We start from the raw sequence: 20,273 nt of genomic DNA on the forward strand, positions 1-20,273 counted from the left end.
CATACATTTTCAAAATCTTTGTCGTTCAAGTATTTGAATCACTCGTCACATTATTCAAGACAGGCAATCCTTTTTTTGAATTGATCTTATTGAGTCTATCTAAAAATGTAGCAGTGAAATTGTTGTCAAATTCTGAGTGATTGCAATAATAAGTAACATATTTTTTGAATTCAGCAATATTTGAATTAGCCCATTTTTTACAATGACTGATATTGATGATGCTTTCATTCTCAATATCAGTGGCTGTTAAGGATTTAATTCCATGTTGCTTAAATTCATGCAAGAACCAAGTTTTCTCGTTTCCGAATTTTCTAAAGAATGGATCATCATTCTTTAGACTAATAATAAAATGAATAATTCTTCTTTCAATCGCAAGATTATTTGCATCTGGTAAAACAAGAAAAATCGCTGTGTTTTTTATTTGAGCGATGTCTGAATCCTTAACATCTGCATCGAAGACAACTAATGAAGTTTGCAGTAACAGTGGAAAGTTTTTGCATAGATTTACAAGTGCTGTATAAGGCGTTCCTTGGTTAACGGCGTCTTGTTTAAGATTGGAATGAAAATTGACCAATTCCAAAATATTCCGTTTTTTAATTAACTTCTTTATATAATGGATAGCCATTTCATCTTCACAAAAAATATCAATTTTTTGCGATTTAATTACATCTTGAGGCTTTTCGAGAGTGAGTTCTTTATATGCGAGTTGATACTCTGGATTAATTAAAATCGGATAATTTTTATCCTCATTTGCAGTAGCGCAACTGACGAAATTAAAAACGATCCTTTTTGTATCAAGATTGCTATTGTGCTTTAAGTATATGTTTTGAATCAGATGTAAGGAATGCGTAGTAATAACGATTTGTACCTTATAGTCCATTGCCCATTTATATAGATAATTAAAAAGGCTGACTTGAGCAATTGGATGTAAGCTGCTTTCAAATTCATCTATACAAAAAATTCCATTTCCATGAGGCTGCCCTTTTTTAAATGCGCGTTGGAAACCGACTAAGCGATTGAAGATTGCACCTAGGTTATCCTCGCCGGAAGATATTGATTCATAGTCATAAGTTGCAGTTTTCCCTGTTGGCGCGAATGTTGTCTTAAGACCTTTTTGATGTATCGGGGCAAAAATCCCATATTCAGTACTTGGCAGTACGGATTCGTAAAAATCTTTTTGCTGAAGTTTTTCTGTGCTGCTCAGTTCAAAAGTTTTATCTGAATCGGGCCTAGCTTTGGTATCAACCAACGGGAGAAGTCTTTTAAGATTTAGAAAGGAAGTGTTATATGTGAAATTGCCATCACCTTTTTCCGCCCCAGAAACAACAACGCGATGTCTATTTGTAGAAACCGCCGTGTAGTAAATTTTGACCTCCTCTTTCAGCAACGGTTCTGAATCTAATATTTCAATTAATAAACTGTATGTGTATTGTTCTTTATCGTAAATTTCTGACAGTCGGAACACATCTTTCAATACAGTTTTAAGTTCTCGACCAAATGCATCTTTCGACAAACTAGAAAAAGGATGAGCGATCAAACCCATCAACGAAGTTTTCATTGTTCCATTGCGTCCAATTAGCAAAGTAACGTGACTTCCGAGCTCTACAGTCCTACTCTGAAATGTTCTGAATTTTTCTATTTCAATTGCTTTAATTGATTGGATACGTATTTCTTTATTGTCACCCAGGCCAAGTTCTTTTTTTGACTTTGCGATTGCCGTTATCATCATGTACCTGGTTATTTTAATAATGATTTAAATAAGGGAGATTTTGTGAATATTGAATTTTGTACATTCTAGCATTGTGAATTTATCTAAACGACAACTTAATAAACATTTATTAAAATTTATCAATTTATACTGAAATTCCATTTAATCAGGATGGAGAGAGTTTTTTGTATGAGTATTTTGAAACTCTTGCTTGAATTTGATTAGACTTTATATGCATTATTGGTGTAATGAGTCTTTGACTTTTTGAGAGAGTGAATTTGGCCTGATATTGTGTTGATACGTAACTTGAATGCAAAAAACCCGCTTCAGCACAAGGCTAAAAGCGGGTTCTTTGCATCTGGCAGATTGCTCTGCCAAAAAATTCTGGTGGTGATAGGTGGACTTGAACCACCGACCCCAGCATTATGAGTGCTGTGCTCTAACCAACTGAGCTATATCACCAAGAAGCCTGCGATTATGTCAGTTTGGCTTTTGGCTGTCAATATGCAAAACCAGATTTTGATGGAAACTGCGGCTATTTTTGCTTAAAAAGCAAAGCATTTCTAGTTTTGTGTCTGAATTAGGCTGCGTAGTGTAAAAATGAGGTTCACATTGATATCTATACCAAGCTTCACATCGGGCTTGGCGTTGTCTTCATGCCTGGCTGTTCAATGCCTGTCTGACACTCTCCATGATCTGCGCCTGCGCGTCGGCTGCGAGGCAGTCGATGATGATGCGGTTTGGCATGGATCTTAGCCAGGTGACCTGGCGTTTGGCGAGCTGGCGGGTGGCGATGATGCCTAGTTCGCGCATTTCTGCGAGCGTGGTTATGCCATCGAGATAATCCCAGGCCTGGCGGTAGCCTACGCAGCGTATGGATGGCAAGTTGGCGTGCAGGTCTGGTCTTTGTTTTAGGGCTTTGACTTCATCGATAAAACCTTGCTGTAGCATGGTGTCAAAGCGCAAGGCGATGCGTTGGTGGAGTACGCTGCGCTCTGATGGTTCCAGCGAGATAGCGTGCATGTCGAAGGGGGGGGCGGCGCGTTCCTGTTTGGCCAGCAGGGCGGACATGGGTTGGCCGGTGATGGCGATGATTTCCAGGGCGCGTTGTATGCGCTGGCTGTCTTGTGGTTTGAGTCTTGCGGCGGTTTCCGGGTCCAGCGTTGCCAGTCTGGCATGCAGGCCGGTTACGCCTATGCGGGCGGCTTCTGCATCGAGCTCTGCACGTATGGCGGGGTCTGCGCTTGGCAACTCGTCAAGGCCATCCATCATGGCTTTGAAATACATCATGGTGCCACCGACCAGCAGGGGCAGCTTGCCCCTGGCTTGTATCTCGGCGACCAGTCTTTGTGTGTCCTTGCGAAATTGCGCTACCGAGTAAGACTCTGCCGGGTCGATGATGTCGATGAGGTGGTGGGGTACTGCGGCCAGTTCTGCTGCATTGGGTTTGGCCGTGCCTATGTTCATGTCGCGATAGACCAGGGCAGAATCGACAGAGATGATTTCTGCCGGGTAGTGGCGCGCAATTTCCAGCGCGGCGGCGGTTTTGCCTGAGGCGGTCGGCCCCATGATGGCGATGACTTTGTTTACTGACATATTCATAGGGGTTGTTCTGCCGGGATCAGCGCAGGGAGGACGCGGGCGGCGATAAAGATCACGCTGCCCATGCTGCAGGCGATGATGGCGAGTGGGTAGACCGTGCCATTATGCGTTGCACCAACGATGCTGCCGATGATAAAGGCGACCAGCATGTACAGCGCCCCCATGAGGCCAGCAGCAGTGCCCGCCTGTTGCGGGAAAGGCGAGACAGAATTGGATTGCGAAATAGGGAAGTTGATACCATGCGCACCCATGGTCATGAACATGATGGGCGGTATCATGGCCCAGTGCTGCATACCTGCCAGTGTCATTGCCAGAAACGTAGCGCCAGCAGCGAGAGACAGGCTGCTGCCCATGCGCATGGTGATCTTGGTGCCAAAGCGCGCATGCAGGCGGCGGCATACCACGGTGCCGCTGAGGTAGCCGGATACGCCAAAGGCAAAACAATAACCGAACCAGGCTGTTGGCAAAAGCAGCACCTTGATCAGCACAAAAGATGCACCAGAGATGAAGACAAAAATCGAGCCATACGACAAGGCACCCGGCAAGGCATATACCCAGAACACTGGTGCCCCCAGCACGATGCGGTAATTGCGCAGCAAGCCGCTGACATTGGTGGCCTTGGCGTCTTTATACAGATTGGTTTCTGGCAGGCGCAAAATGACCAGGATGAGCAAGGCCGCTGCCAGCAGGGCATGCACAAAAAATGCTGCACGCCAGCCCAGATTGACTTGCAAGAATGAACCCAGGATAGGCCCCAGCAAAGGCGCGGCAGATACCCAACTGCTGGCTTTGGAAATGACCTTGATACTGTCTTGCGGGTCGTAAGCATCGCGCACGATGGCGCGCGCAATGATGACGGCAGAACAGCAGCCCAGTGCCTGCAAGAAGCGCGCAATAATCAGCATGCCCATGCTTTGGGATGCGCCACACAAGAGGCTGGCGAGCAGGTAGAGACTCAGCCCCGTTATCACCACCGGGCGGCGGCCAAAGCGGTCAGACAAGGGGCCTATGATCAGTTGCGCACCACCAAAGCCGGCCACAAAAATGGACAGCGTCAGTTGCACCGTTGAGGCAGGCACATCAAATGCTGCTGCCAGACTGGGCAGGGATGCCAGGTACAGGTCAGTGCTCAAGGGTTGCAGCATCAGGAATGCGACAATCAAAAAGAACAGCGGCGCTGTCGAGAACTGGGCGATGGCCTGCGCTGACAGGTTCATGGCTGCTTTGGGAGTTTGCACGCTCTTGATCACGTTTTTGGTCACGCTCTTGTCCACATCACTGACCACGCAAGAACATCTTGTCGAGATCATTCAAACCCAGTTGCACCCAGGTCGGGCGGCCATGGTTGCACTGGTCTGAGCGTTCTGTGTGCTCCATCTGGCGCAGCAGGGCGTTCATTTCTGGCACGGTCAGGCTGCGGTTGGCGCGCACGGCGGTGTGGCAGGCCAGGGTGCCGAGCAATTCATTGCGCCTGTCTATCAAGACGCGTGAGCCACCAAATTCACGCACTTCACGCAAAACATCGCGTGCCAGTGACTGGGCATCGGCATTCTTCAGGAGGGCTGGCACGGCGCGCACGGCCAGCGTGGTCGGCGAGATGGCGGCCATGTCAAAGCCCAGTGCCTTCAAGGTGTCCTGGTGTTCTTCTACCGTGCCAACTTCTACTGCATCGGCAAAAAAGGTGATGGGGATGAGCATGGGTTGCACCGGCATGCTGTTTTCGTCCAGAGCGTTTTTTAATTGTTCATAGAGTATGCGTTCATGGGCGGCATGCATGTCGACCAGCACCAGGCCTTTGCTGTTTTGTGCCAGCACATACACGCCATGTAATTGGGCGAGGGCAAAGCCTAAGGGGTAGTCATCATCTGGCAGGCTGTTGGCGATCTGGTTGGCTGGTGCATAGCTGGCACCGGCTTCATTGACAGCACTATTCACATTGGGGCGGAAGAAAGCGCCGTAGCTTTCCATACTCTGGGTGACGCCGCCATTTGGCTGTGGGCGGTAGGGATTTTGGTAGGCATTGCCGTAGCCGCCGCTATTGTTTCCGCCTCCACCACCAGCATAGGGAGATGGGTTGGCAAACTGCGCTGCAAAGGTGGTCTGTTCACCGGCTATCCACGGCGTGCTTCCATTTGCAGGTGCAGCGATGCCAGAGCCAGCAGACATGGGGCCGGGGACAGTACCAAATGCTGTCGCGGATGTTTGCGCCAAAGCCCGGCTGACAGCATGGAAGACAAACTGATGCACAGAGCGGCTATCGCGGAAGCGTACTTCTATCTTCGATGGGTGTACGTTCACATCGACCAGTGCGGGGTCCAGATCCAGCCCTAGTACGTAGGATGGGTAACGGTCACCATGCAATACGTCCTGATAGGCAGCGCGCACGGCATGCGTCAGCAGTTTGTCGCGCACGAAGCGGCCATTGACGTAGAAAAACTGCGCATCGGCACGGGCCTTGGATGCTGTCGGCAGGCCGACAAAGCCGTGTATGCGCAAGGGGCCTGCGCTTTCATCAAGGGACAGGCGGGCATTGGAGAAAGCTTCACCCAGAATCTGCGCGCTACGCTTGTCGATGGCGCTGACATTCCAGTGATCGACTGCCTTGCCATTGTGGCTAAGTGAAAACGAGACATCGGGTCTGGCCAGGGCAATGCGGCGCACGATCTCGGCGCAATGGCCAAATTCTGTCTGCTCAGACTTTAAAAACTTGCGTCTGGCCGGGGTGTTGTAATACAGGTCTTGTACATCTACCGTCGTGCCTAGCGCGCCGGATGCGGGTGAGACCTTGCCGTTTTCTATCTGCCAGGCATGGGGGGCATCTGCGGTGCGGGTGGTCAGCGTCAGCAATGATACCGAGGCGATGGAGGCCAGCGCCTCGCCACGAAAGCCCAGAGTGGCGACATGTTCAAGCTCATCGAGGCTGGCAATCTTGGAGGTGGCATGGCGGGCCACGGCCAGCGTTAACTGCTCTGGCGGTATGCCGCGGCCATTGTCGGTAATGGCAATGCGCTTGACGCCGCCTTCTTCCAGACGGATGACGACATTGCTGGCACCGGCATCGAGGGCGTTTTCCAACACTTCCTTGACAACGGCAGATGGCCTTTCCACGACTTCGCCAGCGGCGATCTGGGAAATCAGGTTGTCGGGCAGGGCCAGGATGGGGCGATGGGAAGCAGGGTTCGAATTCATGTCATGATTATACCTGTCAGGCGTCGCAGACATTGCTGTCTGGTGTATGATTGCGGCGGCTTTATGCACAGACTATCTAGACCCTGGGACAATAATGGATTTTATGCAACTCCTCGACATCATTTTACATGTCGATAAAATGCTGGGCACTTTCGTTACGCAGTATGGCACGCTGGTCTATGTCATTTTGTTCGCCATTGTATTTTGTGAAACTGCTTTTGTCGTTTTCCCTTTCTTGCCGGGGGATTCGCTGCTATTCATTGCCGGTGCCCTGTGCGCTTCGCTCAATTCACCATTGAATGTCTGGGTGCTGATCGCCATTCTGGTGATCGCTTCTATCACGGGTAACTCCATCAATTACTGGATAGGCAGCCTGATCGGCCACAAGGTCATGGAAAAAGATTTTCGCTGGATAGACCGCAACGCCTTGATGAAGACGCATATGTTTTATGAAAAACATGGCGGCAAGACGGTGGTGCTGGCGCGTTTTATTCCACTGGTGAGAACCTTTGCCCCTTTTGTGGCAGGTTTTTCTGAGATGACGCACAAGACTTTTCAGCTCTACAATGTACTTGGTGCCTTGTTGTGGGTGTTCAGCGTGGTGCTTGCAGGTTATTATTTTGGTAATATCCCTATCCTGCGCGACCATTTGAATACCGTCGTCCTGATCGGTGTCGGCGCAGCGGTTGTACCTGTTGTGCTGGGTGGTTTGTGGAAACTCTTCAGAGGCAAACGCAAACCTTCTTGAAAGCGAGTCTTTATCTTGAAGCCCAGGCAAATTTCATCCACGGTTATGTGGCTACAAGCCAGTGCACCAGACAAGCCTGCCCTGGGTCAGACCTGTAATGGTTGTGGAGTTTGTTGTGCGGCAGAGCCTTGTCCTGTGGCGCGGTTGTTTTTATTACAGTTTCGTGGCAGTTGTCAGGCACTGGAATGGCATGCGGATGTGCAACAGTATCGTTGTGGGATGTTGGTGCAGCCTGCGAAGTATGTGCGCTTGCTGCCGTTTGCCTGGCAGGGCTGGTTTGCCAGGCGGGTGAGGCGGTGGATAGCGGCGGGGACTGCTTGTGATTCGGATGCTAGTGTGGGGGAGTAGGTTTTGGACGGGGTTTGGGAAATTGCTTTTCCTTAATTGCGTTTGATAAGCGGCAATTGATTGTAATTTCGTAGGTTGAGCAAGTGGCGTAGGTTGGGCTACGATTTATCAGCCCAACACTCGGCTTTAAATTACGTATACGTTTGTTAAGGCCCAGTGTTGGGCTGATACCCCGTAGCCCAACCTACGCTCCGTTTTTGACTTGGCATGTGAATACCGCCTCTCCACCTACCTGAATATCACCGGCAAGATACTCGCGCAAAACAGGGCTGCGGCGATATTGCACACAACCAGTTTGCGGGGGGCGCTTAAATCTGGTTTCAAATCATCTGCGCGCATTTTTTCTTCCAGGGCTTTGGCTATTTTTTCTGCGGTCTCTTCGCGGCTGCCTGAGCCAGCGGCAGGGTTGCTTTCCAATACCCGGCCTATCACAGAAATAAAATCAAACTTTTGCAGCAGCGAGCTAAAGACCAGCTTGTTGACGGCGGACTGTTCTCCCATTTTATTGAGTTGTTCGGTGATTTTTTCATGGATGGCCGCACTGGTGCTGCCAGCGCTATGGGCTTTGTCCAGCAACTGTGGATAGCTGTCGGTCAGTTTGCCGACCACGAACTGGCTCAGGTCAGTACCATGGCGCTCTGCCAGAAAGTGCAGGGCAGCGGCGACACCCTGCTTTTTACCCACGAAGAAATACAGGATGGGTGCCAGCAAGGTCGTCACACAAAGCAATAATAATGGCAAGCCGCTGTGGCCCCTGCCAGCCCAGCTGGTAAAAAACAGTAATAAAACCAAGTTCAGAAATACGCCAAAGGCTGTGTAACCGATGAGGCGGGAAGTGATCTTTACGCCAGCCAGGGCGCTTACATTCAAGATGGTTTTGATTGCCATAGGGGCGGATATTTCCTGTAAGGGGGAGAATTTTCCCCATGGGTTGGTCTATGGCGGTAAATCATAGCATACAGATAACAGCACTCTTGAAAAGCTGTGTCGTTAGCGCGTCATCAATAACAAACGCAAAGCCAGCAAGGACAGCACTGCCGCCAGTATGTGTGCCTGCAATTTTGCAACTTTGGCATGGCGCACCAGGGCTCGGCGTATAACATGACCAAAACTGCTCAGCAGGATATGAAAGACAATACTGATGGCAGTCAGCGTAAGGCCTAATATGACTAATTGCTGGGTGACCATGCCTGCTTGTGCGTCGACAAATTGCGGCAAGAACACCATGAAGAATAACAAGGCCTTGGGATTGAGCAGGCAGTTCAGGCAGGCACGGGCAAATACGGTGTGTAGCGGTACGGTCTTGTCGGCAGTTTGCGTTGCTGAGGCAGGACTACGTAGCGCCTTGTAAGCCATCCACAGCAAATACACTGCGCCCGCGTAACGTATCAAATCAAATGACGGTGGCCATGCGGTGATGATGGCGGTGATGCCGCAGGCAGTCAGCAGCGTCAGGAGGATGTCAGCTGCACCTATGCCCAATGCGGCAGCGATACCGCCACGTATGCCGTATTGCATGCCACAAGTCATGACAAACGCCATGTTGGGGCCGGGTGAACACAGCAACAGCAAGACAGCAATGCTGAAGGTGGTTAGGGTACTCAAGCTGATCATGGTGGCGTCCTGGTGATTGCTGAAAAGATGCAGGCAGTGTAGTCTTTTGATCTGATACAGTAAAAAAATTGTTCTAGATACTCTCTTGTTACCATCTTATGGCCCTGGCTCGCTACAAATCCATCGTTGATGATTATGCTACCCGCATCCGCAGTGGCAAATTGCGGCCCGGTGCGCAGTTGCCTACCCTGCGCAAACTTATGCAAGAGCGTGGCATTGCCCTGGCGACAGCATCACGCGTTTACACCGAGCTGGAGACGCATGGCCTGGTAGCTTGCGAGATGGGACGTGGCACTTTTGTACGCGACACCAGCCTGCCGCGCGGCTTGGGGCTGGAGCAGCAGACCTTGCAATCAGGTGCGGTGGATTTGATTTTCAATTATCCCTGTTTGCCGGGTCAGGATGAGATGTTGCGTGAAGGCTTGCGCTGCATCGCCAGCTCAGGTGACCTGGATGCCTTGTTGCACGCAGCTCCCCAAGGTGGCCGCCCGCATGAACGGCAAATCACCGCCCGCCATCTGCGCAACCGTGGCTTGCGCTTGCCTGCTGAGCAGGTACTCATCGTCAACGGTGCGCAACAGGCTCTGGCGGTGACGGTGCAGGCCTTGCTGGCACCGGGAGATATCCTGGTCATGGATGCGCTGACGTTCCCCGGCATGAAAACCCTGGCGCAATCTTCGCGGCTGGATGTGGAAGCCTTGCCGCTGGCAGAAGGCAAATTGAACTTGCCAGCCTTGGCTGCGCTGTGCAAACGGCGGCCAGTGCGTGCCGTGTATGTGATGCCCACCATGCATAATCCCATGGGTACGGTGATGACGGACGCAGAGCGTAGACAACTCGCACAACTGGCGCAAAAGCATCAATTCCTGATCATAGAGGATGGCGCTTATGCCTTCCTGGCAGAGCCTGCACCCAAGCCAGTTTTTTGTTATGCGCCTGAGCAGACTGTGTATATTTCCGGCCTGTCAAAAAGCGTGGCATCGGGTTTGCGCATAGGCATGCTGGCTGCACCACCAGTCTTGATACCAGCGTTGGAAACAGCAATCCGCGTCACATCTGGCAATACGCCTTCATTGATGATCGCCCTGGCTTGCCTGTGGATAGAATCTGGTGTCGTCGATGAGCTGGAAGTAAGAAAGCGCAAGGACGCCAGGCAGAGGCAACGGCTGGCACGCACAATTTTACAGAGCTGCGATGTCAGGTCGCATCCTTCATCTTATTATGCGTGGCTGAGTTTGAGTGAAGGCGTGCGGGCTGAGCAGATCACCGCCGAGCTTGCAAAGCAAGGCGTCATGGTCAGCACGGCAGATGCCTTTTCCGCTGGTACAAGTGCGCCGCAAGCCTTGCGGCTGGCATTGGGGTCGATACCGCTTGATTCACTGGCGAATGCGCTGCGTAAGGTACAACTACTCTGTAGTTACTAAGCGCCTGTGCATTACATCAAGTACATCAAGTACATCAAGTACATCAGGCACATCAAGGACATCAGGTCATGCGGTTTTTAGCCAGCGGCGGGTTCTTGGAAAAATATTTCTTGATACCCTTCATGACGGCATCTGCCAGTTGATCCTGGTAGGCATTGTCGGTCAGCTTGGCTTCTTCTTCCGGGTTGGAGATGAAGGCGGTTTCTATCAAGATACTGGGGATGTCAGGCGCTTTCAATACTGCAAAGCCAGCCTGTTCAACCGAACCTTTGTGCAACCTGTTGATGCCGCTGATCTCACTGAGCACGACCTTGCCCAGCTTGAGGCTATCATTGATTTGTGCTGTCGTTGATAAATCCAGCAAGACGCTGGCAAGCTGCTTGTCATGGGTTTTGATATTCACGCCACCAATCAGGTCGGCAGCATTTTCTTTATCTGCCAGCCAACGGGCGGCAGTTGAGCTCGCCCCTTTTTCTGACAGGATAAATACCGATGAACCGCGCGCACTGGAATTGACAAAGGCATCTGCATGCACGGACATGAACAGATCTGCCTGCACGGCACGGGCTTTTTGCACCCGGACATTCAGCGGCACAAAATAATCAGAGTCACGGGTCAGCATGACGCGCATATTGGGATGCTGCTCTATCTTGGCCTTGAGGCGTTTTGCAATAGCCAGGACTACGTCTTTTTCACGGCTACCGCCACGGCCTATGGCACCTGGGTCTTCACCACCGTGGCCAGGGTCGATGGCGATGGTGATCATGCGCGTCAGTTGTACCGGTTTTTCCTGTTTCTCTATGGCAGGTGCACCAGGTTTGATTTCTGGCAGGGCATCCAGCTTGACTTCTGGCTTGGGCTCAACTTTTGGCTCACTCTTGCCCGCCAATATATCTGCCGGGTTGGCGGTCGCTACCGGTGCCTGGGTGATGGCACCTGGTTCCTTGTTCCATTCCCCTTTTTCTATCAATGCAGCCAAAGGGTCGGTGGGGTTGGAGGGGTAAAGATCGAATACCAGCCTGTGCTTGTAATTGCCTACCGGTGGCAGGGTAAATACCTGGGGGCTGACTTCTTCTTTCAAATCAAATACCAGGCGCACGACATTGGGGCGGTTCTGACCCACACGCACTTGCTTGATGTAGGGATCATTCGACTTGATCTTGGCAACTAGCTCCTTGAGCTTGGCATTCAACTCCAGGCCTTCAATATCGACAAACAGGCGATATGGGTCTTTCAGCACGAAGTGATTGGTTTTGAGCTCGCTGTCATTTTCCAGCGTGACGCGGGTATAGTCTTCTGCCGGCCAGACGCGCACGGCCAGTATCTGCGCCGCCCTGGCAGCAGGTGCCAGGACAGAGAGCAGCAGGGTACCGCCTGCCTTGAGCAGGACGCGGCGTTTTTGGGAGCGCGCTGTATCAGTACCAGGCGTACTTTCAGGCTTTTCAGCGTTTACAGATTCGGGGCGAACTTGAGTGATGCGAGACATGCGATACCTTTAGCAGACAACGCGTGCAATTCTACCTCACGACCGTTACCAGCGACGCGCAAAAATACATTCAAATCGGGTTCTGGCAGTACGCCATCGGCTTTTTCTGGCCATTCAACGACGCAGATATTGCTGTCATTAAACTCTTCCCTGAAGCCTGCTTCGGCAAATTCATCTGCACTGATCATGCGATACAGGTCAAAATGCATGATGGTGACAGTCTGTCCCTTGAGTGTGACCTGGTAAGGTTCCGCCAGGGTATAGGTCGGGCTTTTGACATTGCCATTGTGACCGGCGGCATGGATCATGGCGCGGGTCAGGGCGGTCTTGCCTGCACCGAGGTCACCATGCAAAAAGATGCTCATGCCCGGCGTCAGCGCATGCGCCAGGCATTTACCCAGTGCCTGGGTAGCTGCTTCATTGGCGAGTGTGGTCTTATAATGTGACATTTCCTGCAAAGTTCCTATTCATGAATCTGCCTAACATAGCACAACACCCTCAATCTGTGTACTACAGAGGGCTTAGCGCGTGAGTCTGGACAGCACAGCCCTAGCCGACTTGGCGGGGCAAATACGCCTGTGGGGCAAGGAGCTGGGCTTTGCCGAGCTGCGCATAGGTGACGTCGATCTGTCGCATATAGAAGGCAGCTTCCAGGCCTGGCTGGATGCGGGCTATCATGGTGAAATGGCCTATATGGCCAGCCACGGTACTAAACGCACCCGCCCGGCAGAGCTAGTGCCGGGCACGGTCAGGGTGATTTCTGCCCGTATGAACTATTTACCCAAGACTGAAAGCTGGCGGGCCGAAGAGCGGAACCAGGCTGACGATAAGGCTGTCATTTCCTTGTACGCGCGTGGCCGCGATTACCACAAAGTCTTGCGCACTCGCCTGCAGCAACTGGCTGACCGCATAGAAAAAGCCATAGGCCCCTTCGGCTACCGGGTATTTACTGATTCAGCCCCGGTCATGGAAGTGGCGCTGGCCGCCAAGGCTGGCCTGGGCTGGCGCGGAAAACATAGTCTGTTACTCAGTCGCGAAGCGGGCTCCATGTTCTTTCTGGGTGAAATCCTGATTGATATCCCTTTGCCTGTTGATGAACCAGTTGGCGAGCATTGCGGCCAGTGCAGCGCTTGCATGGATGTCTGCCCGACCAAGGCGATCGTTGCACCTTATACCGTCGATGCGCGCTTGTGCGTGTCTTACCTGACCATAGAATTGCACGGCAGCATACCGGTGGAATTGCGCCCGCTGATAGGTAACCGTGTCTATGGTTGTGATGATTGCCAGTTGGTGTGCCCCTGGAATAAATTTGCCCAGGCCGCGGCTGTGGATGATTTTTCTGTCCGCAATGGACTCGACAATGCCCGCATGGTGCATTTGTTTGCCTGGACGGAAGAGCAATTCTTGCGCATGCTGGAAGGTAGCCCGATACGGCGCATAGGGCATGAGCGCTGGTTGCGGAATATTGCGGTTGGGTTGGGGAATGCGGCGGTGAGCATGTGCGGGGATGTTGAAATCGTGGCCGCTTTGCAGTCTCGCTTGGTACATCCGTCTGAGATGGTGAGGGAGCATGTGGTTTGGGCTTTGGAGCAGCATGGGGTGGACAGTTAATCCCTCAAATAGCGACTAATGAATACGGTATTCATAAACCGAACTCGTAATGTCGTCGCTCCAGCGAAGGCTGGAGCCTAGGGCGTTTGTTGCATATTTGTGTCGCGTGTAATGCGATTGCACTTCGTAGAGCCAAGCCGGGTTTCGGCCCGGCAGCCGAAATTCTTACTTTGCGTCGCCAAAGAAGGAATTCAAAGAAAGGCGACCCAGGCATCATCGCCCCCTGACGGGGTTCCCGTTTTTGCAATACAAAAAATGGGAAGCTCCGAAACTCGCTAGGCTCGGACAACGGTCATTTCTTGATCCATTTTCTGTATTGCACAAACGGCGTCTACACATGGGAACTGCCAAGTTCAACAACAACCCCAAAGTCAAACCAAACACCAACAGCAACGCGACCTGTAGGCAGTTGTGACGCTAATTTGTTGCTTCCACACCCTATGTGGCGTAGCTAACAGTTTTCTGCGACAATCATCTCTTATCATGCTGCCATGGCTTGTATGACAGCAGACGTTCATTAAATATATCTACACACAGCTTATCATGCCCCAAAAACGCATTTATGCAGCTGTATGTTCAGCTCTCCTGTTATTGCTTTCCCCAGTCAGCGCGCTGGCGCTGGAGGGAGATGCTGAATTGCCTGTGCTTTCTCTGGAGCAATTGAGCGAAGTTGTCATTACATCCTTGTCCCGCCAGGAAGAGAGGCTGGGCAATGCGGCGGCCTCGATTTATATTATTAGTGCAGCTGAAATTGCCCGCAGCGGTGCGCGTAGTTTGCCTGAGGCCTTGCGACTGGCGCCGAATTTGCAAGTGTCGCGGGTCGATGCGCGTAATTATGCGATCACTGCCCGTGGCTTTAACAGTGCGTTTGAAAATAAACTGCTGGTGCTGATTGATGGGCGCAGTATTTATTCTCCCCTGTTTTCTGGCGTCTTCTGGGATGCGCAGGATGTGCTCATGGCGGATATTGAACGCATAGAAGTCATCAGCGGCCCTGGTGCGACTATCTATGGCGCGAATGCAGTCAATGGGGTCATCAGCATCATCACCAAGTCAGCCAAGGATACGCAGGATGGTGTCCTCGGTTTTGTCGGTGGCAGCAAAGACCGCGTGGGTGGGTTCCGTTATGGTGGCGAATTATTTGACAAGGGCTATTACCGGATCTATGCAAAAGCCACCGAGGTAGATGATACTTTCACGGCTGCCGGGGGCAACACCCACACTGGGTTTCGCCGTTTGCAAGCGGGTTTCCGGTCTGACTGGCTGATCCGTAATTATGGCATCTCTCTCTCGGGCGATGCCTACTCTGGCGAACTGGGCCAGACGAGTACGGCTGACATACATATCAGTGGCGCCAATCTGACAGGTGCCCTCAATAGCAAGCTCGACAATGGTTCTGACTTGCATCTGGGCGTTATATTCGACCATACTGAACGTAATCAACCAAATGCCTTTGCCGAGCGCCTTGGCACAGTGGATTTACAGGCGCAACATAATCTGCATCTTGGCGATACACACCGTTTTTCATGGGGTGGTGCGTACCGCTATTCAAGTGACCGCATCAGCAATGGCCAGGGCTTCGGTTTTTTGCCAGGCGACCTGAGCATGCATTGGGGCAGTGTGTTTGCCCAGGATGAAATTGCCATCGACAAGCGTTTGAAGGTCACCATAGGACTAAAGTCAGAGCATAATAATTACACGGCCTGGGAACATTTGCCCAATGTACGCCTGGCCTGGATGCCAGATCAGTCTAAATTGATATGGACCAGCCTGTCACGTACAGTGCGTGCGCCGTCACGCATAGACCGTGATTTTTATTCTCCGACCAATCCACCTGTGGTGAATAGCATTCCACAGTTTGGAATTGCGGGTGGACCAGACTTCCAGTCTGAAGTGGCAAAGGTTCTCGAAATCGGTTACCGCGCTCAGCTTGATAATGGTTTTTCCTACTCACTGACTGCGTTTACCAGCCGCTATGATAGTTTGCGTACGCTGGAACCCCAGACAAGCGGTGGGGCGGTATTTCAGAATATGGGCGAAGGCAGGACCAGGGGGTTGGAAGCATGGTGGCGCTGGCAGCCAGTGAGCAAATGGCGTCTCTCGGGTGGTCTGGTCGTGCAAAACATCACTACCCAACTTAAAGCCGGTAGCAAGGATTCCAGCGCCAGCAGCGGGCTGGCAAACAATGATCCGCGCCGCCATTGGACCTTGCGTTCTTCTTCTGATTTGTCGCAGAATCAGCAACTGGATGTATCGTTGCGCTATAACTCAGAACTGTCAAATCCGGCCGTGCCCGCGTATTACGAGATGGATGCACAATGGTCATGGCGGGTGCGGCCCGATGTGGACGTTGCGCTCATAGGGCAGAATCTTTTGCACGCTACGCACACTGAATTTGGCGGTCTTGCCGGTAGAAGTGTCTTTGACCGTGCCGTGTTGTTAAAAATCTCCAAGCGCTTTTAATCAGCCATCATGACTGATATCCATCTCAAGCTCTCAGATCAAGTTCAAGTTCAGGTTCAGGCTTCTATCAGTCCTGACTGTCATTCCAGGGTTGCGCCATTCTTTTGGCGTACGCTCGCTTGCATGTTTTTGCCATTTTTTGTGATTTGTACTGCATGGTCAGTCAAGGCTGAAGTACCGCAGGAACGCAATATCAAGGCGGCGTTCATTGCAAAATTTATTGGATATATTGATTTCCCGGCAGTTGAAGTTGGCAGTGCCGAGACGCCGCTGGTGATCGGTGTGCTTGGTGCTGACGATGTGGCAAATGATCTGACGCGCCAGGTCAGCGGGCGCAGTATCAACGGACGTATAGTGACCGTCAGGACGCTGGGGCCAAGGGAAAAACTGGATGGCTTGAACATCTTGTTCATTGGCGTGGCTGAATCAGATTCCGCCGAAAGGCCTTTACGCAACGCCGCCTCTTTGGGTATCTTGACGATCACAGAATTTGACAGCGGCATGCGGTTGGGCAGTGTGATCAATTTCCGTATGGTGGATGACAGGGTGCGTTTTGAAGTGTCTTTACCAGCTGCTGACAAAGCAGGCCTGAAGCTGAGTTCACGCTTGCTGTCGGTTGCTTATCTCGTGCAAAAAGCGACGCCATGAAAACATTATTTGAAACCAACAGCGTCAGAGGCAAGCTGATCATGATGGCGATGATCACGACGCTGGTGGCCGTGATTGTCGCTTCTGTCGCCATGCTGATTTACGACCTGGTGTCCTTCCAGCGTTCATGGGTCAGTGACCTTTCTACCCAAGCAGAAATTGTCGGCAAGGCAGTGGCACCCGCGTTGAGTTTTAATGATAACGCTGCTGCAGAACACAATTTGGGTATGTTGCGCGCCAGACCGCAAATCCTGGTAGGAGCAATCTATGATGCCAATGGCAATCGCTTTGCTGGCTACAGGCAGCCGGACCTGGTTTCACCGGCCTATCCCGAATCACCGGGCGCATCTGGTTATACGATAGATGGCAGTGAATTGCATGTCTATTACCGCGTCATAGAAAACGGTGAATTTCTTGGCACGGTATACATCCGCGAAATTTATCCTCTGTTTGAACGGATCAAGAGTTACAGCATGATCCTGGTGTCTGTCATGCTGATCAGCCTGTTACTGGCAGGTATTGTAGCCTCACGTTTGCAGGTGGCCATTACCACGCCTTTGGGATCAATCACTGATGTTGCCCGCCGGGTCATACACAACCGGGATTTTTCCTTGCGGGTAGAAAGCCGCGATGGTGGCGAGATCGGTACGCTTGTCGCTGCATTCAATGACATGCTGATTGAACTGGGCCGCCGTGCCGATGCACTGGAAACGACCAATACCAGGCTGGAACAGGAAGTGCGCATACGCGAATCAGCAGAGGAGGCGCTGTTGCAGGCCGACCGTCGCAAGGATGAGTTTCTGGCGACGCTGGCACATGAATTGCGCAATCCGCTGGCACCCATACGCACTGGCCTCGACATCTTGCGGATGAAAGAAGGCGACAAAGCGGCAACGGCCAAGGCACGGGACATCATGGAAAGACAACTGGTGCAAATGGTGCGCCTGGTTGATGACTTGATGGATGTCTCACGTATCAATACCGGTAAACTGGCGATACAGGTGGCACCCGTGTCGCTGCATGCCATCATCAATAATGCAGTCGAGATTGCCCGCCCGCTGATCGATAAGTTTGCCCATCAATTTGAAATACAGTTACCTGTTCAGAAATTGATGATCGCCGGCGACGCCACACGACTGGCGCAGATCGTTTCCAACCTCCTCAACAATGCAGTCAAATATACACCGCAAGGCGGGCAGATCAGTTTGACCGCTGCGCTGGACGGCAATGATATTGAAATACGCATCAAGGACAATGGGATAGGCATTGCGCCACACATGCAGGAAAGTATCTTCGACATGTTCAGCCAGGCTGATTCGTCGATAGAGCGTTCCAATGCCGGACTGGGTGTAGGCTTGTCATTAGCGCGCCGTCTGGCAGAATTGCATGGCGGCAGCATTGTCGCCCGTAGCACCGGGATGGGCGAGGGAAGTGAATTTATCTTGCGTTTACCAGCGTTGGCTCATCTTGTAGCGGATGAGCAGCAGGCGGCAGACAGGCAAGCGGCGAATGCGAAATACCGCATTTTTCTGGTGGATGACAACGTGGATTTCGTCAAGGGATTTGGCGAGTTGCTGGAATTGATTGGTCACACCACCCTGATCAGCCATGATGGCGCGGAGGCGCTCAGTATTGCCGCCGCGTTCAAACCTGATTTTGCTTTCCTTGATATTGGTTTGCCGCATTTGAATGGATATGATCTGGTGCGTGGATTGCGTCTCAAGCCTGAACTGCAAAAAACCGTCATGGTCGCCATCACAGGCTGGGGTCAGGAAAAAGACCGTCAATTGGCTCTGGATGCTGGTTTTGATGCGCATCTGGTCAAGCCTGTCAGCTTTGATCAGATTAATGCAATTTTGTGCGACCCTGCGAATCGCCATGGTCAAAACCGCGTAGTAGCGAAGGGATGACCATGGTACAGAGCAGGGCGGCTTAACGAACCAGGCTCAGCCAGACCGGCAAAGTCAGCACGGACAACACCGTACTTGCCGAAATCAGGAAGGCCACAAATGGCCCGTTACCACCCATGCGCGCCGCCAGCACATAAGCGCTGGATGCGGTGGGCAGGGCGCAGAAGACCACGGCAATCTGTAATTGCAGTGGCGGCAATTCCAGCCAACGGCCAAGGAACAGGGCGATCAGAGGCAGGGCCAGCAGCTTCACCGATAAAAAATAGGTGGCTATGCCCTTGGCTTCACGCAGGCCGGACAGGCGCATGCCAGCACCAACGGCCAGCAAGCCTAATGCGATCGATGCATTGCCTAATCGTGACAGGGTGGCGGCTATGCCTTCTGGCATGGGAATTTCAAGTACGCTGAACAAGACCCCGCTAGCGGTACCGACGACCAGCGGATTGCTGGCGATTTCTTTCATGAGCCTGCCGCTATTGTGTGCCAGCGCATATACCGCACCCATATTGCAGATAGGCACGAGAAAGCCAATCAGCAAAGCCATCAATGCGGTACCCTCATCACCCGCCAGACGCGAGGCAATCGCCAGGGCGATGTAGGAATTAAAACGGAATGCTGTTTGCACACCGGACTCAAATATCCTGGGGGCGGTCTTGAACATGAATTTGGCCAGCCAGCCCAGCAACATGCCACAGGCCGTGGTGATGACGGCGACTTGCAGCAAATGCCCCGTCGAGTGAAAATCAAAGCGGGTGCGTGAAGTTGTGTAAAACAACAGGGCAGGGAACATGATGAAATACACGATCTTTTCCACCCCGGCCCAGAAATGCCCGCCCCAGTGTGCATGACGTGCCAGCAGAAAGCCGATCAGTATCAGACTGAAGTCGGGAAACAGCAGGGTGAAGATGGACATCGGTTTACTTCATCTATTTACTTGAGCAGCCCCGCCAGCTCCACCGCAGTTTTGACTTGCATCTTGTCAAAAATATGGGCACGGTGTACTTCCACCGTACGCATGCTGATACCCAACTGGTCGGCAATGACCTTGTTCATTTTGCCGAGCAGGATCAGGTCCAGCACTTCTTTTTCCCGGGCAGACAGGCTGGTTAATCGGTCATGCACCAATGCTGCAGAACCTGCCTGGCGCGAGATGGCAAGGGCTTCTTGCACCCTGTCCATGAGCTTGTTGTCGTTGAAGGGTTTTTCAAAAAAATCAAAGGCACCGCGCTTCAGCGTATCTACTGCCATCGGTACATCGCCATGACCAGTCAGGAAGATCACGGGCAAGCGCTTGGTCAATTGCCGCGCTGCCAGCATTTCAAACAGGTTGATGCCAGTCAGGCCGGGCATGCGCACATCCAGCAGAATGCAGTCGCCCTGGCTGTCAAACATCAGTGGTTTGTCGAGGGCGATCAGGAATTTTTCTGCACTTTCATAGCTGTGTGCGGCAATTTGCCTGGACCTGGCCAGCCAGGATAAGGAGTCACGGATGACCTCTTCATCGTCGATGATATGTAACATG

The 20,273-nt window shown here is 51.8% G+C and carries 17 protein-coding genes and 1 tRNA gene; 7 read left to right on the forward strand and 11 right to left on the reverse strand.

Features of this window, described 5'->3' with window-relative positions; genetic code table 11:
- Positions 1-25 precede the first annotated feature (25 nt).
- The 5 genes from ACO0LG_RS19645 to mutL all read right to left on the reverse strand — a co-directional run bounded on the left by ACO0LG_RS19645 (position 26) and on the right by mutL (position 6,499).
- Positions 26-1,726: an AAA family ATPase gene (locus ACO0LG_RS19645; protein WP_423029250.1), complete on the reverse strand. Its 1,701-nt coding sequence runs from the start codon at positions 1,724-1,726 to the stop codon at positions 26-28.
- Between the two features lie 367 nt (positions 1,727-2,093).
- A tRNA-Met gene (locus ACO0LG_RS19650) sits at positions 2,094-2,170 on the reverse strand.
- A gap of 192 nt (positions 2,171-2,362) precedes the next feature.
- Complete coding sequence (miaA, locus tag ACO0LG_RS19655; RefSeq protein WP_423029251.1) at positions 2,363-3,310, reverse strand: tRNA (adenosine(37)-N6)-dimethylallyltransferase MiaA; 948 nt, start codon at positions 3,308-3,310, stop codon at positions 2,363-2,365.
- Positions 3,307-4,572: a multidrug effflux MFS transporter gene (locus ACO0LG_RS19660; RefSeq protein WP_423029252.1), complete on the reverse strand. Its 1,266-nt coding sequence runs from the start codon at positions 4,570-4,572 to the stop codon at positions 3,307-3,309. Before ACO0LG_RS19660 ends, miaA begins: the two co-directional genes overlap by 4 nt.
- A 13-nt stretch (positions 4,573-4,585) precedes the next feature.
- The gene (gene mutL / locus ACO0LG_RS19665) at positions 4,586-6,499 is read right to left on the reverse strand and encodes a DNA mismatch repair endonuclease MutL (RefSeq protein ID WP_423029253.1); all 1,914 of its coding nucleotides are present in this window, start codon (positions 6,497-6,499) and stop codon (positions 4,586-4,588) included.
- A gap of 94 nt (positions 6,500-6,593) precedes the next feature.
- Between mutL and ACO0LG_RS19670 the strand changes: the two genes are divergently transcribed.
- Positions 6,594-7,247 carry a VTT domain-containing protein gene (locus ACO0LG_RS19670; RefSeq protein WP_423029254.1) on the forward strand — a complete coding sequence of 218 codons (654 nt, stop codon included), beginning with the start codon at positions 6,594-6,596 and terminating at the stop codon, positions 7,245-7,247.
- A 45-nt stretch (positions 7,248-7,292) separates the two neighbouring features.
- Entirely contained in the window at positions 7,293-7,595 is a 303-nt protein-coding gene (locus tag ACO0LG_RS19675) for a hypothetical protein (RefSeq protein WP_423029255.1), read from the forward strand.
- A gap of 228 nt (positions 7,596-7,823) precedes the next feature.
- On the opposite strand, the gene ACO0LG_RS19680 is transcribed toward ACO0LG_RS19675, so the two are convergent.
- A complete protein-coding gene (locus tag ACO0LG_RS19680; RefSeq protein ID WP_423029256.1) occupies positions 7,824-8,483 on the reverse strand; it encodes a hypothetical protein in 660 nt (219 codons plus the stop codon).
- Positions 8,484-8,585: 102 nt separating this feature from the next.
- Positions 8,586-9,209 carry a LysE family translocator gene (locus ACO0LG_RS19685; RefSeq protein ID WP_423029257.1) on the reverse strand — a complete coding sequence of 208 codons (624 nt, stop codon included), beginning with the start codon at positions 9,207-9,209 and terminating at the stop codon, positions 8,586-8,588.
- A gap of 98 nt (positions 9,210-9,307) precedes the next feature.
- On the opposite strand from ACO0LG_RS19685, the gene ACO0LG_RS19690 reads away from it, so the two are divergent.
- A complete protein-coding gene (locus tag ACO0LG_RS19690) occupies positions 9,308-10,633 on the forward strand; it encodes a PLP-dependent aminotransferase family protein (RefSeq protein ID WP_423029258.1) in 1,326 nt (441 codons plus the stop codon).
- 61 nt (positions 10,634-10,694) lie between these two features.
- Here the strand turns inward: ACO0LG_RS19690 and ACO0LG_RS19695 are convergent, their stop codons facing one another.
- Positions 10,695-12,119 (reverse strand): N-acetylmuramoyl-L-alanine amidase, encoded by a 1,425-nt coding sequence (locus tag ACO0LG_RS19695; RefSeq protein WP_423029259.1) that lies wholly within the window; start codon positions 12,117-12,119, stop codon positions 10,695-10,697.
- On the reverse strand, positions 12,083-12,568 hold the full coding sequence (tsaE, locus tag ACO0LG_RS19700) for a tRNA (adenosine(37)-N6)-threonylcarbamoyltransferase complex ATPase subunit type 1 TsaE (protein ID WP_423029260.1): 486 nt from the start codon (positions 12,566-12,568) through the stop codon (positions 12,083-12,085). The genes ACO0LG_RS19695 and tsaE overlap by 37 nt, the downstream gene beginning before the upstream one ends.
- A gap of 79 nt (positions 12,569-12,647) precedes the next feature.
- On the opposite strand from tsaE, the gene queG reads away from it, so the two are divergent.
- The 4 genes from queG to ACO0LG_RS19720 all read left to right on the forward strand — a co-directional run bounded on the left by queG (position 12,648) and on the right by ACO0LG_RS19720 (position 18,751).
- Entirely contained in the window at positions 12,648-13,730 is a 1,083-nt protein-coding gene (queG, locus tag ACO0LG_RS19705) for a tRNA epoxyqueuosine(34) reductase QueG (protein ID WP_423029261.1), read from the forward strand.
- A 543-nt stretch (positions 13,731-14,273) separates the two neighbouring features.
- Positions 14,274-16,193, forward strand: a complete 1,920-nt coding sequence (locus ACO0LG_RS19710; protein WP_423029262.1) for a TonB-dependent receptor plug domain-containing protein — start codon at positions 14,274-14,276, stop codon at positions 16,191-16,193.
- A 123-nt stretch (positions 16,194-16,316) separates the two neighbouring features.
- Positions 16,317-16,841: a YfiR family protein gene (locus ACO0LG_RS19715; RefSeq protein ID WP_423029263.1), complete on the forward strand. Its 525-nt coding sequence runs from the start codon at positions 16,317-16,319 to the stop codon at positions 16,839-16,841.
- Positions 16,838-18,751 (forward strand): ATP-binding protein, encoded by a 1,914-nt coding sequence (locus ACO0LG_RS19720; RefSeq protein ID WP_423029264.1) that lies wholly within the window; start codon positions 16,838-16,840, stop codon positions 18,749-18,751. The genes ACO0LG_RS19715 and ACO0LG_RS19720 overlap by 4 nt, the downstream gene beginning before the upstream one ends.
- 22 nt (positions 18,752-18,773) lie before the next feature.
- Here the strand turns inward: ACO0LG_RS19720 and ACO0LG_RS19725 are convergent, their stop codons facing one another.
- Entirely contained in the window at positions 18,774-19,664 is an 891-nt protein-coding gene (locus ACO0LG_RS19725) for an AEC family transporter (RefSeq protein ID WP_423029265.1), read from the reverse strand.
- A 17-nt stretch (positions 19,665-19,681) separates the two neighbouring features.
- Entirely contained in the window at positions 19,682-20,272 is a 591-nt protein-coding gene (locus tag ACO0LG_RS19730) for a response regulator transcription factor (RefSeq protein WP_423029266.1), read from the reverse strand.
- Position 20,273: the final 1 nt, after the last annotated feature.

This window comes from Undibacterium sp. Ji42W, assembly GCF_049340405.1.
GTDB lineage: Bacteria > Pseudomonadota > Gammaproteobacteria > Burkholderiales > Burkholderiaceae_D > Undibacterium.